15 protein-coding genes are annotated in these 20,068 nt (G+C 47.4%); 3 read left to right on the forward strand and 12 right to left on the reverse strand.

Annotated elements, in window-relative coordinates; all coding sequences use genetic code 11:
• Window positions 1–59: 59 nt before the first annotated feature.
• From ACOMHB_RS13075 to brnQ, 5 genes are all read right to left on the reverse strand, one after another.
• Window positions 60–2,252 (reverse strand): diguanylate cyclase, encoded by a 2,193-nt coding sequence (locus ACOMHB_RS13075; protein WP_448216958.1) that lies wholly within the window; start codon window positions 2,250–2,252, stop codon window positions 60–62.
• 217 nt (window positions 2,253–2,469) lie between these two features.
• Window positions 2,470–3,438 carry an alpha-L-glutamate ligase-like protein gene (locus ACOMHB_RS13080; protein WP_422409518.1) on the reverse strand — a complete coding sequence of 323 codons (969 nt, stop codon included), beginning with the start codon at window positions 3,436–3,438 and terminating at the stop codon, window positions 2,470–2,472.
• 3 nt (window positions 3,439–3,441) lie between these two features.
• The gene (locus ACOMHB_RS13085) at window positions 3,442–4,983 is read right to left on the reverse strand and encodes a UUP1 family membrane protein (protein ID WP_448216959.1); all 1,542 of its coding nucleotides are present in this window, start codon (window positions 4,981–4,983) and stop codon (window positions 3,442–3,444) included.
• A gap of 8 nt (window positions 4,984–4,991) precedes the next feature.
• A complete protein-coding gene (locus ACOMHB_RS13090) occupies window positions 4,992–6,146 on the reverse strand; it encodes an ATP-dependent zinc protease family protein (protein WP_448216960.1) in 1,155 nt (384 codons plus the stop codon).
• A gap of 118 nt (window positions 6,147–6,264) precedes the next feature.
• Entirely contained in the window at window positions 6,265–7,578 is a 1,314-nt protein-coding gene (gene brnQ, locus ACOMHB_RS13095) for a branched-chain amino acid transport system II carrier protein (RefSeq protein ID WP_448216961.1), read from the reverse strand.
• A gap of 259 nt (window positions 7,579–7,837) precedes the next feature.
• On the opposite strand from brnQ, the gene ACOMHB_RS13100 reads away from it, so the two are divergent.
• Genes ACOMHB_RS13100 through ACOMHB_RS13110 form a run of 3 tightly spaced genes read left to right on the forward strand, consistent with a single transcriptional unit; the run spans window position 7,838 to window position 10,437 of the window.
• A complete protein-coding gene (locus ACOMHB_RS13100; protein WP_448216962.1) occupies window positions 7,838–8,368 on the forward strand; it encodes a PepSY domain-containing protein in 531 nt (176 codons plus the stop codon).
• A 49-nt stretch (window positions 8,369–8,417) separates the two neighbouring features.
• The gene (locus ACOMHB_RS13105; RefSeq protein WP_422137892.1) at window positions 8,418–9,095 is read left to right on the forward strand and encodes a winged helix-turn-helix domain-containing protein; all 678 of its coding nucleotides are present in this window, start codon (window positions 8,418–8,420) and stop codon (window positions 9,093–9,095) included.
• A complete protein-coding gene (locus ACOMHB_RS13110; RefSeq protein ID WP_448216963.1) occupies window positions 9,073–10,437 on the forward strand; it encodes a HAMP domain-containing sensor histidine kinase in 1,365 nt (454 codons plus the stop codon). Before ACOMHB_RS13105 ends, ACOMHB_RS13110 begins: the two co-directional genes overlap by 23 nt.
• 38 nt (window positions 10,438–10,475) lie before the next feature.
• Here the strand turns inward: ACOMHB_RS13110 and corA are convergent, their stop codons facing one another.
• The 7 genes from corA to ACOMHB_RS13145 form a co-directional block, all read right to left on the reverse strand.
• A complete protein-coding gene (corA, locus tag ACOMHB_RS13115; RefSeq protein ID WP_317141697.1) occupies window positions 10,476–11,429 on the reverse strand; it encodes a magnesium/cobalt transporter CorA in 954 nt (317 codons plus the stop codon).
• A 776-nt stretch (window positions 11,430–12,205) separates the two neighbouring features.
• A complete protein-coding gene (locus tag ACOMHB_RS13120) occupies window positions 12,206–13,666 on the reverse strand; it encodes a hypothetical protein (protein ID WP_448216964.1) in 1,461 nt (486 codons plus the stop codon).
• A 387-nt stretch (window positions 13,667–14,053) separates the two neighbouring features.
• Entirely contained in the window at window positions 14,054–14,578 is a 525-nt protein-coding gene (locus tag ACOMHB_RS13125; protein WP_448216965.1) for a hypothetical protein, read from the reverse strand.
• The gene (locus ACOMHB_RS13130; protein WP_448216966.1) at window positions 14,575–14,775 is read right to left on the reverse strand and encodes a hypothetical protein; all 201 of its coding nucleotides are present in this window, start codon (window positions 14,773–14,775) and stop codon (window positions 14,575–14,577) included. Before ACOMHB_RS13130 ends, ACOMHB_RS13125 begins: the two co-directional genes overlap by 4 nt.
• Window positions 14,776–14,791: 16 nt before the next feature.
• On the reverse strand, window positions 14,792–15,946 hold the full coding sequence (locus ACOMHB_RS13135; protein WP_448216967.1) for a hypothetical protein: 1,155 nt from the start codon (window positions 15,944–15,946) through the stop codon (window positions 14,792–14,794).
• Window positions 15,947–16,356: 410 nt separating this feature from the next.
• Entirely contained in the window at window positions 16,357–17,649 is a 1,293-nt protein-coding gene (locus ACOMHB_RS13140) for a hypothetical protein (protein WP_448216968.1), read from the reverse strand.
• A gap of 1,045 nt (window positions 17,650–18,694) precedes the next feature.
• Window positions 18,695–19,927: a hypothetical protein gene (locus ACOMHB_RS13145; protein WP_448216969.1), complete on the reverse strand. Its 1,233-nt coding sequence runs from the start codon at window positions 19,925–19,927 to the stop codon at window positions 18,695–18,697.
• Window positions 19,928–20,068 lie beyond the last annotated feature (141 nt).

The following is a 20,068-nucleotide window of genomic DNA, read 5'->3' on the forward strand; positions in this document are numbered from 1 at the left end:
AGATGAGTACTATATTCTAAAGCCTCGGTGTGACGGTGCAGTATATGTAGATTTACGTTTCAGGATAAGCGTTTTGTAATCTCTTCTCGCGCAGGCTGTCCAACTTTGTCTGGTTCACCAACCGATAGTCGAATATCTGCACAGGAAGGTGCCCGACAGACTCTGTTCTTACCCAGATGCTTGGCCTGGTATAAAGCGTCGTCTGCCTCTTTGAGTATTTTGTCGAGAGTGTCGGTCTGCGGACCGGTGGCAGCAATGCCCAGGCTGAGGCTCAGGGGTACAGGACCTCCCTTGTAGAGTAATGCCGAGTTCCTGAGTCGCTCAGCGATCTTTACGCCCCTGACAGCATCTGTGTTGGGCAGGAGAACAACAAATTCTTCGCCGCCATAGCGGGCAATCAGGTCCTCCTGACGAAGATCTTTCCTTAGTTGACAAGCAAGGTCAGAGAGAACCTTGTCACCCGCCGGGTGACCGAAACGATCATTGATCTGTTTGAAATCATCGATATCTATGAAAATCAGACAGGATTGGGACTTTGCGGAATCAGGGCGGTGAAGCAGTTCTGAAGCCTCATTGACAAAAGCTCTCCGATTCAGAAGACCCGTCAGTGAATCAAGGCTGGCCTGCAGTTTCCAGAATCGAGTCTGCTGATTGGCCTGAAACAGGGTTCGCGCATGGTTGCTGATGTCGGTTATCTGTTGCCACTTCAAAGGTCTGTTGGGTTGGCTTCCCGGTGAGACCACCAGCAGACTATGGTGGTTTTCTTCACTGTGAAGCAGAAATATCCAGTATTTAACGCCGTTTCGATCTTCAAGCCGGATATGGTGCTTTTGTTCCGAGGTAATGATGTTCATCAGCTCATCTTCAATACTGTCAATACTGTTTGTTAGAATCTGGGCTGCTTTAGGGTAATGGCTGCTGACATCCCACTGGTCTTTATTCTTAATCAGTATCATAGAGGGTGTATCGGGTATTATCGCATCCAGAGTTGCCAGAATGCGCTGTCGAATGGTCTTTTCATCCATTAGTGCATTGCTGGGTGCCTGAAGATGTTTGCGAAGGGCTGAATCAAAGACTCGTCGTTTATCAAATTGGCTGTTAACCAGATTGATAGAGATAGCCTGGCGATTCTTGTGTTTGCGGTTAATCCAGTAAAGACCGTTAATTAGCATGGATTGGAGAGCAATTAATGCCAGTTCGGCCTGACTGGGAATGACTCTGGGCCACTCTTTTGAGGCCCAGCTGCTAAATAGGGCAAAGAACAGTGTGAGCATGACCGGTAACGCCAGTTTGGCGGGTCTGACACCCTGCGAAAAAATAGTCAGAAGGCTGGCAATGAGCAGGACTGCGGACACTGCGATCATTAAAAATGCCGCATTGAGAAGCAGGGTTTTCTCTGTGGCGAAGAAGCTGAGAACCAGTCCGACCGACAGGCAGCTAAGCCAGAGCATAAGTCTGTCTGTTTTGGGATTATAGAGTGCCAGCAAACCGAGGTTCTTGTAACAGCCCAGGGCCGAGACAAGGCTGATGACCGTCATGATCAGCACCCAGAATTCGGGGTCCCAGGACCCGTTAATTATCCAGAAAATGTCGCCTTGGTAAAATACGACCAGCGTCGTGGTGGCCAGCAGGTGTGCAGTAAGCAACAGGTAGGAAGGGTGCCGGGTGTAGATCATTACAGCCGCTGTAACGATCAGAAAGAGCAGAAGCAGTGCCAGCAGTGAAGCTGACAAGGCCTGATTCTTGTATTCATCCAGCATGTAGAGTGATTGTGGCCAAAGGTGAGGGTTCAACCTGTTTGGTTCTGAGCTGTCCACACGTATATAAATGTCGTGGGTTTTGTTCCCAGGTAGCCGGAGTTTCAGAACTCTTGGGTCTGACTTGCGGCTTTGACTGCCAATACCCAATGAAGTGATCCGATAACCCTTTTCAGAAGGTGTGAAGACATCAAGTTTCTTGTGGGGAGTCCTTCTGAATACCAGCAACCAGTCTGAATTAAGAGAATGATTCAATGTCAGGCGGAGTTTGTACCAGCGATCACTGGTGCCGGGCTGTTTTCCGCTCAGGATCGCTTCCGGAGCAGGAACCGAAGTCAGGAAGCTGACCAGTTTAACCGGTCCAGACGGTGAAGATTCTGCAACGGAAGTCCCGTGGGTAGCCTGGCTGACAAAAAAGATCAGCAGAAGCACCAGAGCCCTGATGAAAATGACTGCTCTTTGCGAACAGGTTGAGAAGGTCAATAGAACCCGCAATTCAGGCAGTCCTCCATGACGAATTGACAGCTTTTCACTCTTCCTTCAAAGGGTCGTCTGTTAAATCTATTTACCCTGTAAATGATTGTGACACAGACAAGGTGTGCAGGCCAAGGTGGCAGAGCGGATTCGTCACTAAATTAACTTCGACAGTGACGTTTTCTGTCACTGGTGTGAGGAGTGTACATCAGGACGTCGAGTCCTGATGTAGTGGAAATTACATCGCAAAGTGCTCTTTAGAGAAGGCGACTTTCTCGTCAATAGGCATAGTCCAGTTGGGCAGAGACTCAATCAGCTCCAAACGGGGCTGGATGCCGCAGTCATTGGCGATCTGGATAGCCAGGCCGGGTCGGGCATTGAGTTCAAGGATCAGTGGACCATCCCTCTCATCCAGGACAATGTCCACGCCCAGATAACCCAGTCCTGTCATGTCATAACAGGCTGATGTCAACTTGAGCAGTTTGTCCCAGTGAGGTACTGCCAGTTTTTCAAAGCTGTGACCCGTGTCAGGGTGCCTGTCAATCGGCAGATCAAACTGGACGGCTCTGAGGCTTTTGCCAGAGGCAATGTCCAGACCCACTCCAACGGCTCCCTGGTGAAGGTTGGCTTTACCATCAGAAGCCCGGGTGGCCAGACGCAGCATGCCCATCACCGGAAAGCCCCGGAAAACAATCATACGAATGTCCGGCACACCTTCAAAGCTGTAATCATTAAATACCGGGTCTGCCACGATCAGGCTCTCGATCATGGCTACATCACTTTTGCCTCCGAGACTGTAAAGGCCACCCAGAATGTTGGAAACATGTCGGTTGATGTCTTCAAATTCCAGAGTGTCGCCGCTGGCTTTTACATAACGTGGACCGTCGCGACCCACGATGACCAGAATGCCTTTACCGCCACTGCCCTGGGCGGGCTTGATCACGAAACTGTTGTGTTCTTCAAGCAGGGTACCCAGATCTTTAATGTCGTGCTGGTATTCGACAACACCCAGCAGTTCAGGGACGTCTACATTGGCTTTTTCTGCCATCCTTTTGGTAGTGAGCTTATCGTCCACCTGAGGTAGCAGTTTGCGGGGATTATATTTGATAACATAATCGAGGTTCCGCATGTTCATGCTGAGAATCCCGGCCTCGTGGAGGCTGGATGGACTGGCAAAACTGCGAAAAAATCGTTTGATGAACTCCATGGGTTAACCTCCAACCAGAGGCTTGAAGCGACGAAGTTCCAACAGACGGTAACCGGTGTATTGACCCAGCATGAGGGTCAGACCCAGAACGGTCAATAGCAACTCCGGAAAGTTATAGGTCAGGTGCTCAACCAGTGGGTTGGACATTAGCAGGTAACTCATAGTGGCCACCAGCAGACTACCAGAGCCTTCAATCAGTACGTCTTTGGGGCCTTCTTCTTCCCAGAGGATAGACATTCTCTCAATGGTCCACGCCAGAATAATCATTGGGAAGAAGGTCACGGTCAGGGCCTGGGTAATCCCCATCTTCCAGGTGAGTACGCTCATAACGCCCATTATGCCTATGACGACAATGATCACCGCCGCCAGTCGGGCGACAAGGAGCATATTGAGTTGACTCAATATCGAGCGAATCCAGAGGCCGATGGAAACTATGGTGACAAAGATAATCAAACCAGGCAGTAACTGGGTTTCCAGGAAGGCCACGGAGATCAGGACCGGCATAAAGGTTCCTGATGTTCTCAGGCCGACCAGGATACGCATGATCAATACGACCAGGGTGCCAATCGGAATTAGCAGAATGCTCTTGAAGGCATTCTGGACTTCCAGAGGCAGGGCGTAAATAGAGAAATCGACCAGTGCTGCATTGTCAGCCCGGGACGTTTCAATGGCCAGATCCCTTGTTGGCTCGTTCTGAGAAATCATCGAAAAAGAGACCCGGGACGCTGTGCCACCCATGACATCCAACAGGGATTTACCACCTCGTTGCCAGAGGAAGAAGTTTTCCGGGTTTCCGGATGCTCCGGTTTCAGGATCAAAGAGTAACCAACCATCATTGGTGTAGACTTCCAGCATCTCTACTATGGGCTGACGACGTCTGCCGTCTTCGAGGTAAAGGCCTCGAACAACCCGGGCCGGTATATCGGCCATGGAGAGCATCTCGATCAGCAGATTGGTGAGCTCAGCACGGCTATCAATCATGCTAAGCAGCATGTTGGTATTCTGACTGGGCTGTTGGGCAATAAATTCCTTGATCAGGGTGCCTGTGAAACTTCGACTATCAGCAGAGCGTTCTTTCACCTGTTCCAGCAGTGAGTCTGCTGCAGTCTGATAAGGTTCCGGCAGGGACGGTTTGGCCTTCAGGGTGTCGTTGTTTTCTTCAACAGGAGGGGCCAGAGGTTCCACCAGTTGTCGATCCGGATGCAGACTCACCTTGTAAAACAGGCTTTGTTTGCCACTGGCCTTGCGAATGCTCCACTCTGCACGACGTTGTCCTTCATCATCATACTGGTTGATGCCATAACCCGGAGAAGCAAAGGATTCATTCAGAATACGGAAGCCGGATTGTTGATCGGGTAAGGTCAGGGATGCCTTGACGGGTCCACCGTCGGCCTTGAACTGTATTTCAGCTTCAACACTCCAGACGGTGGTAGTTTCTCCCCGGGTTAAGGGAAACCCCAGGGCAAAGTGTTTGTATAAAGTCAGGCCCAAACCTGCCGCGATCAAAATGACCACCGCCAGACTGAGTTGAAAACGTCCTTTCATTCAAAACCTCACTTCTTTTTCTCAGCAATATTTTGCTGGGCAACATCAACCAGAGCCGTATTGCTCAGGAGTCTTTCACCGATAAGAATCGGATGCTCGTAGCCAGTGCGATTGGTCAGCGTAAATTCAACATTTTTGGAAATCTTTCCCAAAGTTATGGGAATAAAGACAGTAACCCGGCTCTGGTTTGCCAGACCGCCGTGACGTTTGATTGAAACTTCACGATGGACTTTGCGCTCAAAGGTCCGGCTGTTGTCACCATTGACGATCTTGAAACGAACCCACTCTTCGCCATTTTTTGTGAAGTATTCAATATCGGTTGCATCGATGGAAGACGTTTTGGCACCTGTATCAATACGTGCCTTGAATGGGTTCTTGAATCCTTTGATACGAACCTCTTCAAGCTCTCCAAACAAAGCAAGACCACTGACGTCGACAGGCTTGTCTATCTGTTCCTTGATACTCAGGTTGCCGCCAGTCGGGAGCTTAACGGTCAAGGTATCCAGGACTTTCTCGGTTGCGATGTATTTCTTGCTAACATTGGCTATGGCCATGTCTTTGAGAAAATCCCGACCAATGAGCAGTGGGAATTCAAAACTTTCCCTGTCGTTCAGTGAGACATCCAGGTTCTGGGTAATATCGCCGACCTTGACGTTTATATTGACGACATAACGGGTCTGGGACTCTTCACCGCCCGGAACCTTGATCAAGACAGTGTCTTTGACGGGGAGTTCCAGAGTGACATTGCCCTTGCTGGTTCTGGGGAGGTCAAAGCGAACCCACTTTTTACCATCCCGTTCAAAGTTCTTAATGTTTCTGGCATCAATCGACGAGCGTCCTGCACCGGTATCGATCTTGGCATTCATTTTCAGACCGTATTCTGTGAGAGTGCCTATCTCTGCAAAACCCAACACCAGTTTTCCGCCAACACGGGCGGGGGTTTGAACCAGTTGCTGTTTAACAGAAATGGTATCCGGATGAAGAGGCTTGGAAGGTTTAAAAGTTTGTAATTCTTCTGTCTTCTGTTTTGAGTCGGGCGCCTCGGTTTCTGTCCTGGAGGTCTTTTGACTGTCCGTAGTTTGAGCAGGTTTTTGTAGCACCTGGCAGCCAGTCAAAGCGGATATCGCCAGGATAAGCGCGGGTAATGCCGGAAAACGGGTCATGGGTAAGCTACTTATTTTTACATAAAATGAGTGAATGGTAGCCGCGATAGTCTATCGCAAGCCGAGCAGCTTACTTGATGTTTGGTGACTTGCCAAGAAGTCTGGCCTTGTGAGCAGGCTATGAAGGGGTAACGCGTTTCCCGATCAGGCAGGTCAGAACAATAGTCACCACAGAGGGGGCAACCCAGCTTAAATTAAAGTCGTACCATGGTAGTGACTCAAGAGGTACCAGAAGCTTTTGTGTAATTGGATGGTTCAAACCCTTACTGGCATCGACCAGGCTGAGTATAAAGGTGACCAGGAGCGTGGCTCTGTAGACCAGCTGAGGATTGGGTAGCAGGCTTTTGATCAGTCCCAGGAGAATCAGGGCAATAGAGACCGGGTAGAGTACCAGTAAAACAGGAATAAACAGTTCGATCATCTGGTTGAGATTAAAGTTGGCAAACATCATGCAGGAGAGACTGATGGTCGCCACAAGTACCTTGTAATTGAGTTTCCCGGAGAGATCACAGAAATACTCCGAAGCAGCAGTGATCAATCCAATTGCGGTAGTCAGGCACGCCAGTGTCACAACCGTTGCAAGCAGAACATTGCCATAGAAACCAAACAGTCTGTTGACATAAACAGAAAGAATCTGGCCGCCGTTGTCTGGGTGGGCAATGATTCCGTGACTTTGAGCACCCAGATTGAAGAGGGACAGGTAGACCAGAGCCAGTCCGAAAGCTGCTAGACAGGCCGTTATGACAGAATATCTGACCAGGGCGTCGGGTGTGGTAATACCGTGAGATTTAAGGTTGGTAATGATGACAATGCCGAACAGCAGTGCAGCCAGAGCATCCATCGTCATATAGCCTTCAAGGAATCCACTAAAGAAAGGATTTTCTGCATATCCGTTCATAGGTTCACCGGCTTCTCCCAGAGGGGAGATGAGGGGAGATATACCGAGAATCATCAGCAAGAGGATGAGGGCCGGTGTGATGATCTTGCCTACGGATTCAAGTAATTTTCCCGGATAGAGGCTGAGATACCAGGCAGTGCCAAAGAAAATGATGCTGTATGCCAGTCTGGAAGTGCTGTCGGGCTCTTTCAGAAACGGGATTATTCCGATTTCATAGGCAACAAGGCCGGTTCTCGGGACACCGTATATCGGGACAACAATGATATAAATGCAGCAACCCATCAATGCAATCATGCTGCGTGGCAGTTCACCGGTGATCTCGTTGAAGCCGCCGCCAACTCGGGAAATCATGACCACAGCTAACAAAGGGAGAAGCACTCCGGTGACCAGAAAACCGGCAGCAGCAAGCCAGACGTGGGTGCCAGCCAGCTGTCCCGCCAATGGAGGAAATATGAGATTGCCCGCGCCAAGAAACATGGCGAAGGTCATAAAACCCATACCAATGATGTTCTGAAGACTTAATCGTTGCTTCATGCGTAAGGTTCTGCCTTGATTGAATGTTATCTGGTCAGAAACGGACGTCCATGCTCAATCCTGGGAGATGAACGATTTTTTTGTAATGAATAGGAAGTATGGACTCAATTTCAGAAAGTGGTAGTCCGGTCCGACTTTTGCTCGGTCATTATTCGAGATGAGCATAAGATTAACTTTTGTTAATCTTATGCTCATTGGGTCTTCATTGTAGAGTCACTATCCTTTGCGATTATTCACTGATTTCATACAGGTAAGTGTCATGAGGCTTTTAAAAGAGGCCATTCTGGGCCTTTTTCTGGTATCAACCGCTGCTCTGGCAAGCCAGGAGGATGTCCTGCTTCAGCTGGCTATCGAAAATGCCAAAATCAAACCCGAACAGGCCATTGAGAAAATTTCCGACCGCTATTCCGGGCATCTCAGCGAATTTGGCATCGATGATGAAGACGGTAGAATGGTTTATGAGTTTGCCATTGTTGATCCTGAAGACAGCGTTGAGTTGGAAGTAATTATGGATGCTGACTCGGGAAAGGTCTGGCTGGACGAAAAAGACAGGCTTTCCAGCAAAACGTTGAAACGTAAAAAGTACCAGCTGTTAATGAACAGTGGCATGACTTTGAAGAAAGCCATTGATGAAGCGAAAAAGATTGTTCCGGGGCAGCTGATGGAAGCAGAGCTTGAACAGGAGAAGGGTATTGTATTTTTTGAAATTGAGTTGTTGACGGATAAAGGCGTGCGCAAGGTGATTGTTGATCTTCAGTCTGGCAGGCCGATTCCGGTGACCCAAAAATGATCAGGTTTTTGATTCCCTTCCATTGTCAGAACGGAATAGGTGTGATGATATGAAGTTGCTAGTGGTTGAGGACGACCGGACAACCCGTGAATACATTGCCAAGGGATTCATGGAGCATGGCTGGACCGTGGATGTGGCTGACAATGGCCGGGATGGTCTGTTTCTGGCATCAGGCGAGAGCTATGACATCATTGTTCTGGATCGTATGCTGCCCCAGATGGAAGGGCTCAAGGTGCTGGCGGCACTGAGAGCTTCTGAAAACCAGACACCGGTAATCATTCTCAGCGCTCTTGATGGCGTTGATGAACGCATTAAAGGCTTGAAGCAGGGAGGGGATGATTACCTTTGCAAGCCTTTCTCTTTTGGGGAACTTCTGGTTCGGGCAGAAATTCTGACTCGCAGAGGGCACAGTAAAGAAGCTAAAAATACTCTTGTTATTTCCGATCTCGAAGTAGATCTATTATCCAGGCGTGTGGTCAAAAACAGGGTTGAGGTGAACCTTCAGCCAAGAGAGTTCCAGCTTCTTCGCTTTCTCCTGGAGCATCAGGATCAGGTGATTTCCAGAACCATGCTGTTTGAGTCTGTGTGGGATTATCACTTTGATCCGGGCAGCAACATTATTGATGTTCATGTCGCTAAATTGAGGAAAAAGCTGGATACTGCCGGAGGAGCATCCCTGATTCACACTGTGAGAGGGGCAGGTTATGTTCTCCGTGAGTCGGCTTGACCCTCTGGGTCGGTTACGGGCATCCTCACTGCTGCGCTATACCTTGCTGCATACAGCTATTGTCCTGGTACTCTGCGGATCAGCCCTGTGGTTAGTGAAAGACTACAGTCTGGGGTTCTATCAGAAACGACAGGATCAATTTGTTCTGGAACAGCTCAATTCTCTGGCATCTTTGGCCAGAAGCCATTCAGAAAGTGAATTCAGCGCGGTTGTAAGTCAGATGGCTGAAAATAACCGGCAAGTGCTGGTGGTTTTTAAAAGCGCCGAGGGCTATCTGGGTAATTTGAATTATCTGCCTGAAACCGTCCCCCTGTCACCAGCGACGGGCAGTTTCTGGATACTGGGAGATTCGGTTCTGGGAGACGGTCGCTTCCAGAAAGTGCGGGGGAGTCGTATTAACAGTCGCTGGGGTCCCTTGGTGCTGGCCTACAACTCTTCAGACTTTAACCTGTTTGCTTCTCGTTTCACTCTGGCACTTTATGCCGCTATGGTATTGGTTTTGCTGGTAGGACTGGTGACCGGGTTTTTATTTTCAAAAAAAATATTGGCTCGTCTTCGCGCTATCAATAAAGTGACTGCAAAAGTCGGTGAAGGTCTGTTAGCCGCCAGAGTTAAAGTCACTGAAAAGGGCGATGAGTTTGATGAGTTGGCTGGTCATATCAATCAAATGCTTGCGCAGATCGAAGACTCAGTAGAAGCCATTGCATCGGTAACCAGCAGTATTGCTCATGATCTCAGAACGCCTTTATCCCGACTGAGGATCAAGCTGGATGGATACTTGCGAAATGGCGGTGCTGGTGTTGAGGATATTCTTGAGGCCCAGACTGAGCTTGATACGATCCTGCATACCTTCAATGCCATGCTTGAACTCACGAAACTGGAATATGGGCAGGGGGATCTTGAGTTTGTCCGTTGTGACCTGAAAGAAATAGGCTACGAAGTGGTTGAACTGGCGGAGCCTTTGGCAGAAGCCTGTGAGCAGTCTCTAATACTTGAAGTGCAGCAGCCTCTGGTTGTTCGGGGGAGTCACCAGTTGCTGTTTAGAATCCTGTTTAACCTGGTGGAGAATGCAATCAAGTACTCTCCTGAAAAAGGCGAGGTCAAAATTCGTATTGATCAGGATTCAGTATCAGTTATTGATCAGGGGGCAGGTATTCCGGAATCAGAGCAGGAAAAGGTATTCCAGAGGCTGTACCGGCTTGATCAGAGTCGAACAACTCCTGGTCATGGGTTGGGTTTGTCGCTGGTCAAGGTGGTCGCTGAGCTGCACAATGCCAGGATCAGTTTTGAGCAGGGTGAGCAATCTTTTGCTGTTAAACTGACGTTTCGCAGAGGAGAGTAAAGCCTGGCATATGGGCAGGCTTTACTCTGTTCGGTTACTTATAGCCAGCCTTTTCGTTTAAAGAAAAAATAAGTGCCAAGAGCGCTTGCCAGCATCAGAATCAGGGCCAGAGGGTATCCCCAACTGCTACTGAGTTCAGGCATTACCTTGAAGTTCATACCATAGATGCTGGCAATCAGGGTCGGCGGCAGAAACATCACGGCGGCTACGGAAAATATCTTAATGATATTGTTCTGTTCCAGATTGATGAAACCCATGGTGGCGTCCATCAGGAAGTTGATTTTATCAAAGAGAAAGCCAGTGTGGGGTGTCAGAGAGTCAATATCACGAAGAATGTCTCGCACCTGGTCAACCTGTCCGTCATCCAGCTTGTGACGGCAGTTTTTCAGTATGTATCTGAGGCAGCGCTGGCTGTCCAGTAGATTAAGACGAACTTTGCCGTTTATATCTTCCTGCAGGGTAATATTTTTCAACAGGTCATCAACATCAGTATCATCGTCAGAAAGAGCATGTTGACTGGTGGCTTCGAGATTTTCGTAAACTTCTTCCAGAGTGTCAGCTAGAAACTGAACTTTAGTGTCAAACAATGCGATCAAGATATCGATCGGTGTTCGTGCCTTTATGTGTTGCAGTTTCAGATAATTTCTCATCAGTCGGAACAGGGCGGTAGGCTCATCCTGTAGGGTGACCAACTGGTCGTCACGAAGGTTGAAAGCAACGTTGATGCTTCGAAATTCCTGGCCTGCCTGATGAGGGAATAAGGAACGAATATGAAAACCTGTCTCACTTTCAAAAAATCGTGATGAGGCTTCAATCTCGTACAGTGCATCTTCGTCTTCTATAAATCCCGGGCACTCCTGTTTCAGCCAGTCATCCTCGTTTTCGTCCAGTTCAACAAGGTCCAGCCAGAGTGTATTTTCAGGAAGCGCCACATCGGTCTGTATACGGGTGATGCAGTACTGCTCAGTATCACGGTGATAGGCGTTGATCATAAAAGACTCTGATAGCAAATCTGGTACTTGGCGTCTGTTGGACTCAGGCTTCCCGGAATTGGCTGAAATCGTCTAAGTCCATCAGGCTCCTTTAAGAAGGGTCGCTCTATTGTACAGATCGATGCACCTTAGTCCAGCAGTGATCTGGCTCTGGTGGAGGCAAGGCATTTGTCCACCAGAGTCTGGTGATATGCTTTATAAGGCTTTTTACCTGTCAGCAATAGTGAGACAGTTCAGCCCAGGCTCTATAAGCGGGTTCTTTCATCGCCTGTATGTTCAGATCTTCGCATCATAGAGGTGACCTCTATCCGAAAGGGATTGGTTGATTGCTGATTATAACTTTCGAGCCAGTCTCTTAGCTGGTCGGCATTTGCGGCATTCGGACATTAAGCATCAGTGTCTGGCTTTTGCGCTCCCTGTCAAAACGAAATCCGATCAAATAATAAGCAACTGAGCATTGCGGCATTTTTTCTTCATAATCATACCTTTTTAGTCAGAAGCTTCAGAATAGTTAGGTCAATGAAAAAAGATGCTTTTTACTTAGATGATATCTGAATGTAAAAACTCTCAATCAGCCATTCCCGCTGAGTAGCTGTAGATGGAGAAAAAATACAAAGTGACTCAAATCAGGCTGTAATTTTACTTTCTGGTCGTTTTTCAGTATCTGCTGTGAGACATGTCTAACTCATTTTCTTTCGGCAGGCCAGCTTTATCGCTATGCATTGTTGCGATAGGAAAGCTACCCGGCCTGCCGCCTTGTATAAAGTTAATGAGCCCTATAGTTCGGTTTCCTTTTCGACTTTATCCATCAGCTCGTTATCTGCCGGCTGATTTTCTGCCTGCTTGTTATCTGCTGGCCGATCTTCTGCCTGCTTGTTATCTGCTGGCTGATCTGCTGGCTGCTTGTTATCTGCTGGCTGATCTGCTGGCTGCTTGTTATCTGCTGGCTGATCTGCTGGCTGCTTGTTATCTGCTGGCTGATCTGCTGGCTGCTTGTTATCTGCTGGCTGCTTGTTATCTGCTGGCTGATCTGCTGGCTGCTTGTTATCTGCCGACTCATCATCTGCCTGCGCGCCATCTGTTTGCTCTTTATCTACCGGCTCCTTATCTACCGGCTCCTTATCTGCCTGCTCGCCGATAGAAGAGATCTCTATCTCAAAAGGATTAGCCAATTGCTGATTACGAGTATCGAGCCATTTTGTTAGCTTCTCGGCATTCACAGCCTTCGTCACCCATAGCCTGAAACTCAATGTATGGCTGGCGTTTTGTTCGTTCAAACTGAATGAGAGCAACTCATAACTTCCAGAGTATTGCAGTATCGGCAACATATGCTGCAAAGTATCGATTTCCAGATTACTCGAACTGTACGTAAAGCTGACCTGAAACTCTTTTGGAAAGGTGGTATAACTTAAGAAAAGGCCTTCCAGACCTAAAGCGACCAGTCCTGCACCCAGGCATCCGCCTCCCAGCTCTGGAATCCCTATACCAAATCCAGCTCCTGAAACAGCCCCTGTCACGACAACCGTAGCCGCAAGCGCATACTTCATATAAGACCATGACGGATTTACTTCCGAGTTACATATATAGTTACCACATAAGCAGCTGAGCTGACGGTCGGGCTCTATGGCTTCCGGGTCTGATACACAGTGAGGCCGGGAGAAAGGCGGGGTGGAATACATTTCGTCGGCTTTCATGGCCACCAGCCTGGCGAATACGTGGATAAACGTTTTCAGCTGGTTTTCATGAATATGTACAAACGGTTCACCAGCGCCACGGTCTTCTCTTTCCAGCCAGGCGGAAACAGAGGCACTTCCGGTGGGTAGAAATTCAGCGGAACGTCTCGACATAGCAGCAGGCTGACTGGTCAGGGGCTGTTCGGGAGTGGTGGATTCAGCCCTGTTATCAGAATCAAAGAAAGACACTGAGACTGGTAAGGAAACCGCACCATTTGCCGGAGAAGTCGGCACTCCCCCAACAGCTCCCTGTTCCTGACCCGTATCGTCAGCCGCCGATGTCAAGCCACTGGAATGACTCTGGGCAGAAGGGATCCGTCCGGTAACGGGTAACCCGCCAACCATGTCAGATCTCTGGCTTTCAGTATTTTCATGGGTTGGTAACTCAGAGTAGTCTCCCTGTGATCCGGGGGCTGGAGTTAGGTCATCAGCGACGGTTTTTGTGTCAGACTCTACGGACAGATAAACTTTGACGAGTGCCCGTGAGGTTTTGAAATTAAGCACGAAATTATCTGCGACTGAAATTGTGGGAGTCAGCAGGAATAGGAGTGCAGTGAAAAAACTACACAATCTCTTGATGCTCGAAATTTTTTTCATAACTACACCTGTTAATCAGAAATTTTAAATTAGTTAAGCCTATGGAAAAAATGGGGTTTTATTTAGAACATTTCCGACTATGACAACTATTAACCAGTCATTCCCTTTGACCATAGTAAATAAAGTATTTTGTTAGACTTTTTAACAAAGATATCGAGGCTCTTTAGATCGGTTGTGATGTTCCTTTATGGTCGTTTTTCAACACCTCTTGTAGGGCGCGTCCTGCTTGTTTTCTGTCAATAGGCCGCCTTGTATCGGTAACTTTCAAGGTAGATGTCGCCTCAACTTATGCAGCTAAATCACAATCATGCGGCTATAGACGTCCAGAACCAAATAGAGGTAATAATATTTACCCCTGATGGGTGACCCTAAAAAGGTTATATCCCACGACCAGAGCTGATTTGGTCCCGTGGCCCGATGCGATGTTGGCTTCCGCTTTCCGGGCTTCCGACTGCGACCGCGGTGATGCTGTTGATTATAGGCCTTGAGCACTCGATAAAAGCTTGACTCAGAAGCCATATAAACACCTTCGTCGGCCAGTGTCGGTACAATCTGGCTTGGCGACTTACTTTTAAATCGCTCGCTGTTACAGACTTTCAGAATCTCGTTCTGCTCACTCTTGGTCAGTTGGTTGGCAGGTATTCGCCGGTCTGCGTATTGACGCTGATCTTCCCGTACCTGTTCCACATCCGTTTGCCAGCGCTGAACCGTGCGTATCGACAGGTTGAGCGCAGCACAGGCTTTCACTTTACGTGCACCCTGTGAAACAGCTTCCTGGATTAAAGCAACGGCTTCCTTGCGATCAGGGAGAGGAATCAATCGTCCTCGCGCTCCCCCCAGATCGCGTTTGCCTTTTTTGTTAGAACCAACAGTGCTGCGGTTTCAGCAAGTGCTTTGTCTTTGCGTTTGAGTTCTTTTTCCAGTTTCTGGATGCGCTTCTTGTCATCTCGTCTGGCAGCGGCCTGTACCTGACGGGATTCAGCAGGCTTTGTGCTACCGTCCTGTTTTCCGCCCATAAATTCAAACTGAATTCTAAAGTCTGGATTCCCGCTCACCCATATAGTTTGGTCTGCTGATGTCGGAGACCCCTATCTGGAAAGGGCTGGCCCAGTGATGATTATGACTTTCGAGCCAGGCTTTTAACTGGTTGGCATCTACTGCGTCCGGCATCCGGACATTAAACCTCAGTGTCTGGCTATCGTGTTGATCGTCCAAAATGTACGATACCAATTCGTAACCTCCCGAATATTTCAGCATGATCGCTATTCGCTGCAAATTACAGATTTCGAAATTGTTCGAGCTAAATGTGAAGTTGACCTGAAACTGATTTGGAAAGTGGGTAAGACTATAGAATAAGGTAGAGGCAGAGGTGATGAGTAGCCCTGCTGCCAGGGATACGGCAGCAAGAATAGGAGCTCCCTCAGCAAATGCAGCACTGGAACTTGCTGCTGTCAAAATCAACGCAAAGAAAGGCACAAACTTTCCATATTTCCAAATCCTATTTGCGGCCGAGTCACATACAAAGATGCCACACCGTGTGAAAGGCTGGTAGGTATTCATTTCTTTTGGTTCCATAGCAACCAACCTGGCGAAGACACGGACAAACTCATTGAGCTGGGTTGAAGGAACATGAATTGACGGGGCGTCATCGGCCATCTCTACTCTTTCCAGCCAGGCGGAAACCGAGGCTCTTCCAGTTTGCAGATTTTGGATAGAATGGGTTGAAACTGCAACGGGTTGAGTGGTTAAGGGTTGAGCTGGAGGAGAGGATTCATCTTCGTCATCGGAATCAAACTCAAACTCAAGCTCGAATAAAGATACTGCAATTGGCAGGCCCCCAACGGCACCTCGCTCCTCGGTCTCATCATTATAAAAGGGTGTCATCCCAGGAGCGTGAACCCGGGAAAATGGCGAATTAAAAATTGGTAACCCTTCAGCCTTTTTGGAATTTCGACTCGCACTGTTATCAACGTTTGGTAACACAAAGGAATGCCCTTGTAGCCCGCATGCTTGCGATACTTCATCGGTTTTTCTGTCAGGGTCTATAGATAAATAGACTTTGACGAGAGTCTTTGAAGTTTTGAAATTAAGCACGTAGTCATCGGCTGCTAAAACCATGGGAGCTGTCAGAAACACTGTTGTAGTGACAAAATGGAACAATGCTTCGATGATTAAAAATTTTTTCATAATCACACCTGTTAATCAGAAGTCTTAAAATAGTTAAGCCACTGGAAAAAGATGTTTTTTATCGCGTGAGAGTTCCCAGGGTGTCGCAAAAGCAGAGAGCAAAGCTGAGATAAGGAAGAAAGTACTGAAAAAGCGCAATATACTGCCACCCGGCAATACCATCACCCAAACTCTTTCAAAAGGCACCCGTTAAGTACCTGGTTAGGTACTTACAATAGGCTGAGCGTCAGGACGTGACCTGCTGGCCTTTTGAGCAGGCTCATTGGCATCTGTGACGAAGCAGGCAGGAACCACTACGAAATCGTGAAAAAGTAGATGCAAAGACAATCCCCCGCTGATTTCTTTGAATCAGTGGGGGGATGTTTAGATGAGGATTAATCTGTCGGCTGCGGATAAATTCAACCTTAGCCCTATAGCGTGGTTTCGGATTTGCCCATGGAAGAGACTTTTATCTGAAACGGATTAGCTAATTGCTGATTCTTACTTTCCAGCCAGTTTTGGAACTGTTTGGCATCCACGTTATCTGGCACGCGGACATTGAACGTCAGTGTCTGGCTGGCGTTTAGCTCATCCAAACTGAACGATACCAATTCATAACCTCCCGAGCACTGTAGAATATTCACAATTTGCTGAAAATCATAGATTTCCTGACTGATAAGCAACTGGTTTGAACTGAAAGTGAAGCTCACCTGAAACGGGTTTGGAAAACGTGTATGGCTGAAAAAACAGGTACACAGAGGAGTAAAGACCCCCCCTGCGACCAGAGATCCGTAAGCTAATCCAGAGACTCCCGTACCAAATCCAGTGCCCGTACCTGCCGCTGCCGCAAGAAACGTCGAGAGCACCGCAAACTTTCCACATGACCAGGTCGGATTTGCCTCGGAGTTAAAGACGTAGGTGCTGAAACGTGGAAAGGGCTTCCAGCTTCGCATTTTGTTGACTTTCATAGCAACCAGACTGGCAAACATCCGGACAAAGGCTTTAAGTTCATTGGCAGAAATATGAAACGGGTTGCCGCCGCTTACCTCTCTTCTTTCCAACCAGGCATAGACGATTGAACTCCCTGTTTTCAGATAGTGGACTGAATGCACCGACGCATCATCAGGTTGATTGGTTAAGGGTTGGGCAGCTGAAGTGGAATCAGCTGCGTCGATAGAGTCAATAATAGTCACTGAAACTGGCGAAGACGCAGGCCAGCGCCTGACTGCTCCGGGCTGCTGATCTAAATCAATGCCAGTAAATCTTAAATCAAGGGGCTGACTCTGGGGAGAAACTGGCGGGCCGCCTGTTGCTCCAAGTTCCTGATCTATAGCATGTTCAACCATTGTCAAATCAGATAGCAGTCCCTGTATAATGCCATCTACTGTTTCAGGTTCACGGTCTCCATCACTGCCTATCGATGTCAAATCGCGAGGCTGGCTCTGGACAGAAGGTGGCGGCCCAGAAATTGGTAACCCTCCAACTGTCTTATGTTCATGGCTTCCACTCACATCATCGGGGGACATCCCGGTGGCCGTGGCTTGCTCTTCTGGTGCTCCATCAGTGTTAGTTTCAGGATCAATAGACAGGTATACTTTGACGTGTGTTTGTGAGGTTTTAAAGTTAAGCACGTAATTATCGGCCACTGAAACCATGGTGGTCAGCAGAAAGATCAGTGCAACGACAAAGCTGCACAACACCTTAACACTACAAAGTTTTTTCATAATTACTCCTCCAGCTTAATAGCCGGAAACGCATTTCCAATCTGCACAGTGAATTAGATAAGAATGAAAGGGAGAGTTGCTCCAGGGCAGAATAAAGACCCGGCGAGTAACTAAGCCTTCCCGAAAAAACAGAAAATGCATTCAATTAATGCTTGCCCGAAAACACTCCTCCATGATTGTTGATGGTGTTGTCTGCAAACTGTAAGGGGTAATAAAAAAATCGCCATAATGTGTCTTTTAAAGACTCAAACATTATTGCACCTGATTACCAGACGTTTTTAAAATAGTTAAGCCGCTGGAAAAAGATGCTTTTTATTTAGAATATTTCTGTCTATAAAATATAAAATAAAGGGGCGTCCACAAATTTTACTAACAAGGAAACAAAGAAAAACAAAGAAAAACAAAGAAACGTTCGGGGAATTCTTTGACCGGGTGACTTTAAAATAGAGAAGGAAAAAGTATCCATATATTTGACTAACTGACGTGTTGAACTACTTTTTAGACTTGTATCAGTTGGGGACTGTGTTCGAGTTTGCTTGCACCCAAAGTAGACTGATTGATCCGGGTAATACTCTTTTATTATTGTGCGTTTTGTTCCGTAATCAGAGACTAATGTTGTTTTGAGAATTATACGACTATGGGTTTTTTTCAATCTTCAAGGTGGCAGGTTGTCAACTGTTTAGGTGGATTGGACTCTATTTTTGCTATCAAATTTTGTGCTTATGCTTCAATGTTCAATTGCTATGTTTTTCTAGTCGCATATTCTAGTCGGCGTATTTGAATTCTTTGAATTTTTTTATTGTATTTCTACTGAATGATTTTGATGTGAAGATATACAGATTTTCAAAAAAAACACGTATTCTGCTTTTTATAATAATTTTAATAAAGAGCGTTTGAGTTGAGCAGGTGGTTTTTATGTTTCTCATAACAGTTTGTTTGTTAATTTGGCGAAGGGGTTTTTGAGTATGTTATTTCTTCTCTCTTACAGCGTTTTGATACCAGGCTTCTGTAGTCCGAAATAACGGATATAAAGTTAATCTGTGCTCTAGAGGCTGGTTTCCAGAAGACCAACAGGGTGTGTTGTTGGCTCGCCAATGGCAGATACCTTTATTTGAAGCGGATTTGTTAATTGCTGATTCTGCCTTTCAAGCAAGCCGCGGAGATTGCCAGCATTCACTGTGTCAGGCACCTGGACGATAAACCTCAGTGTCTGGGTGGAGGTCCGCTCGTTGAAATGAAATGACACCAGATTAAAGCCTCCTGTGCACTGCAGTAAATTCACTATCTGCTGCAAATGATTGATTTCCTCACTCATGAGTAAATTATTCGATCGAAATGTGAAACTCACCTGAAACCGGTTTGGAAACCAGGCACGGCTTAACATTAAAATGCTGGGAGGAATACAGATTCCGGTACTCAGACATGTGCCTCCCAAGGCAGGGATTCCCATACTAAATCCAACACTGGTAACTGCCGCTATAGCGATTGACTCAGTGAGAACCGCAATCCTTCCCCGATACCAGCGCGGATTTACATCCGAGTCACATATGTAGCTGCGGAGCCGCGTGAACGGCTGACAGGAATGCATTTCTTTAGCTTCCGTAGCAACCAGACTGGCGAACAGAACGACAAATTCATCCAGCTGATCTGGAGAACCTTCAAAAAAAAATGCACCACCGCCATCCTCTACTCTTTCCAACCAGGAGGAAACGCTTGAACTTTTGGTTGGCAGTGGACGGATATATTCTTTCGATGTAGCAGTTGGTTGAGTTGTTAAGGGTAGGGAAGAAGTTGCTCCAGTCCCATCATCAGGTTCAATGAAATGCAGTGAAACGGGTGAAGGAAGCCCTCCTGAGTTCTGGCCTTCGTCGTTAATAATATATGTCAAATCAGTGAACTGACTTTCGGTAGATACCGGCAATCCCCCAACTGCACCTGGTTCCTGATTTTCATCATTACCACCTGATGCAAGATCAGAGGGCTGGGCCTGGGGAGAAGGCGCCGGTTCAGAAATTGGCAAGCCACCTACCGTTGTATATTTCTGGTCTTCACGATCATCACTGGGTAACAATCCAGAGGGTTGCTCTTGCAATCCTTGCTCTACCGATGCTTGATTCGCTTCTGTATCAAGGGGTACAGAGAGGTGTACTCTGACGACGGTTTGCGGACTCTGAAAAACAAGTAGGAAATGCTCTGCAACCGAAGCTGGTGGGGTCAGCAGGAGCAACACAGTAATGACAAAACTGAACGATACCCGGATAAGATATAGTTTTTTCATCATCACACCTGTTAATCAAAAGCTTAAAAATAGTTAAGCCACTGAAAAAAGATGTTTTTTATTTAGAATATTTCCGACTATGCAACACTTTGCAGGTGTTGTTAATGCTTTCCTGGCTCCGGTGTTTTTTGGTACAGCCAT

It is taken from the genome of Endozoicomonas sp. 2B-B, from assembly GCF_053470045.1.

What these genes read in the sequence shown, in the direction of transcription:
- ACOMHB_RS13080 (WP_422409518.1), bottom strand. Translation starts at nt 3,438, where the DNA reads ATGGAGTTCATCAAACGATTTTTTCGCAGTTTTGCCAGTCCATCCAGC.
- ACOMHB_RS13085 (WP_448216959.1), bottom strand. Translation starts at nt 4,983, where the DNA reads ATGAAAGGACGTTTTCAACTCAGTCTGGCGGTGGTCATTTTGATCGCG.
- ACOMHB_RS13090 (WP_448216960.1), bottom strand. Translation starts at nt 6,146, where the DNA reads ATGACCCGTTTTCCGGCATTACCCGCGCTTATCCTGGCGATATCCGCT.
- brnQ (WP_448216961.1), bottom strand. Translation starts at nt 7,578, where the DNA reads ATGAAGCAACGATTAAGTCTTCAGAACATCATTGGTATGGGTTTTATG.
- ACOMHB_RS13100 (WP_448216962.1), top strand. Translation starts at nt 7,838, where the DNA reads ATGAGGCTTTTAAAAGAGGCCATTCTGGGCCTTTTTCTGGTATCAACC.
- ACOMHB_RS13105 (WP_422137892.1), top strand. Translation starts at nt 8,418, where the DNA reads ATGAAGTTGCTAGTGGTTGAGGACGACCGGACAACCCGTGAATACATT.
- ACOMHB_RS13110 (WP_448216963.1), top strand. Translation starts at nt 9,073, where the DNA reads ATGTTCTCCGTGAGTCGGCTTGACCCTCTGGGTCGGTTACGGGCATCC.
- corA (WP_317141697.1), bottom strand. Translation starts at nt 11,429, where the DNA reads ATGATCAACGCCTATCACCGTGATACTGAGCAGTACTGCATCACCCGT.
- ACOMHB_RS13130 (WP_448216966.1), bottom strand. Translation starts at nt 14,775, where the DNA reads ATGGGCGGAAAACAGGACGGTAGCACAAAGCCTGCTGAATCCCGTCAG.
- ACOMHB_RS13135 (WP_448216967.1), bottom strand. Translation starts at nt 15,946, where the DNA reads ATGAAAAAATTTTTAATCATCGAAGCATTGTTCCATTTTGTCACTACA.
- ACOMHB_RS13140 (WP_448216968.1), bottom strand. Translation starts at nt 17,649, where the DNA reads ATGAAAAAACTTTGTAGTGTTAAGGTGTTGTGCAGCTTTGTCGTTGCA.
- ACOMHB_RS13145 (WP_448216969.1), bottom strand. Translation starts at nt 19,927, where the DNA reads ATGAAAAAACTATATCTTATCCGGGTATCGTTCAGTTTTGTCATTACT.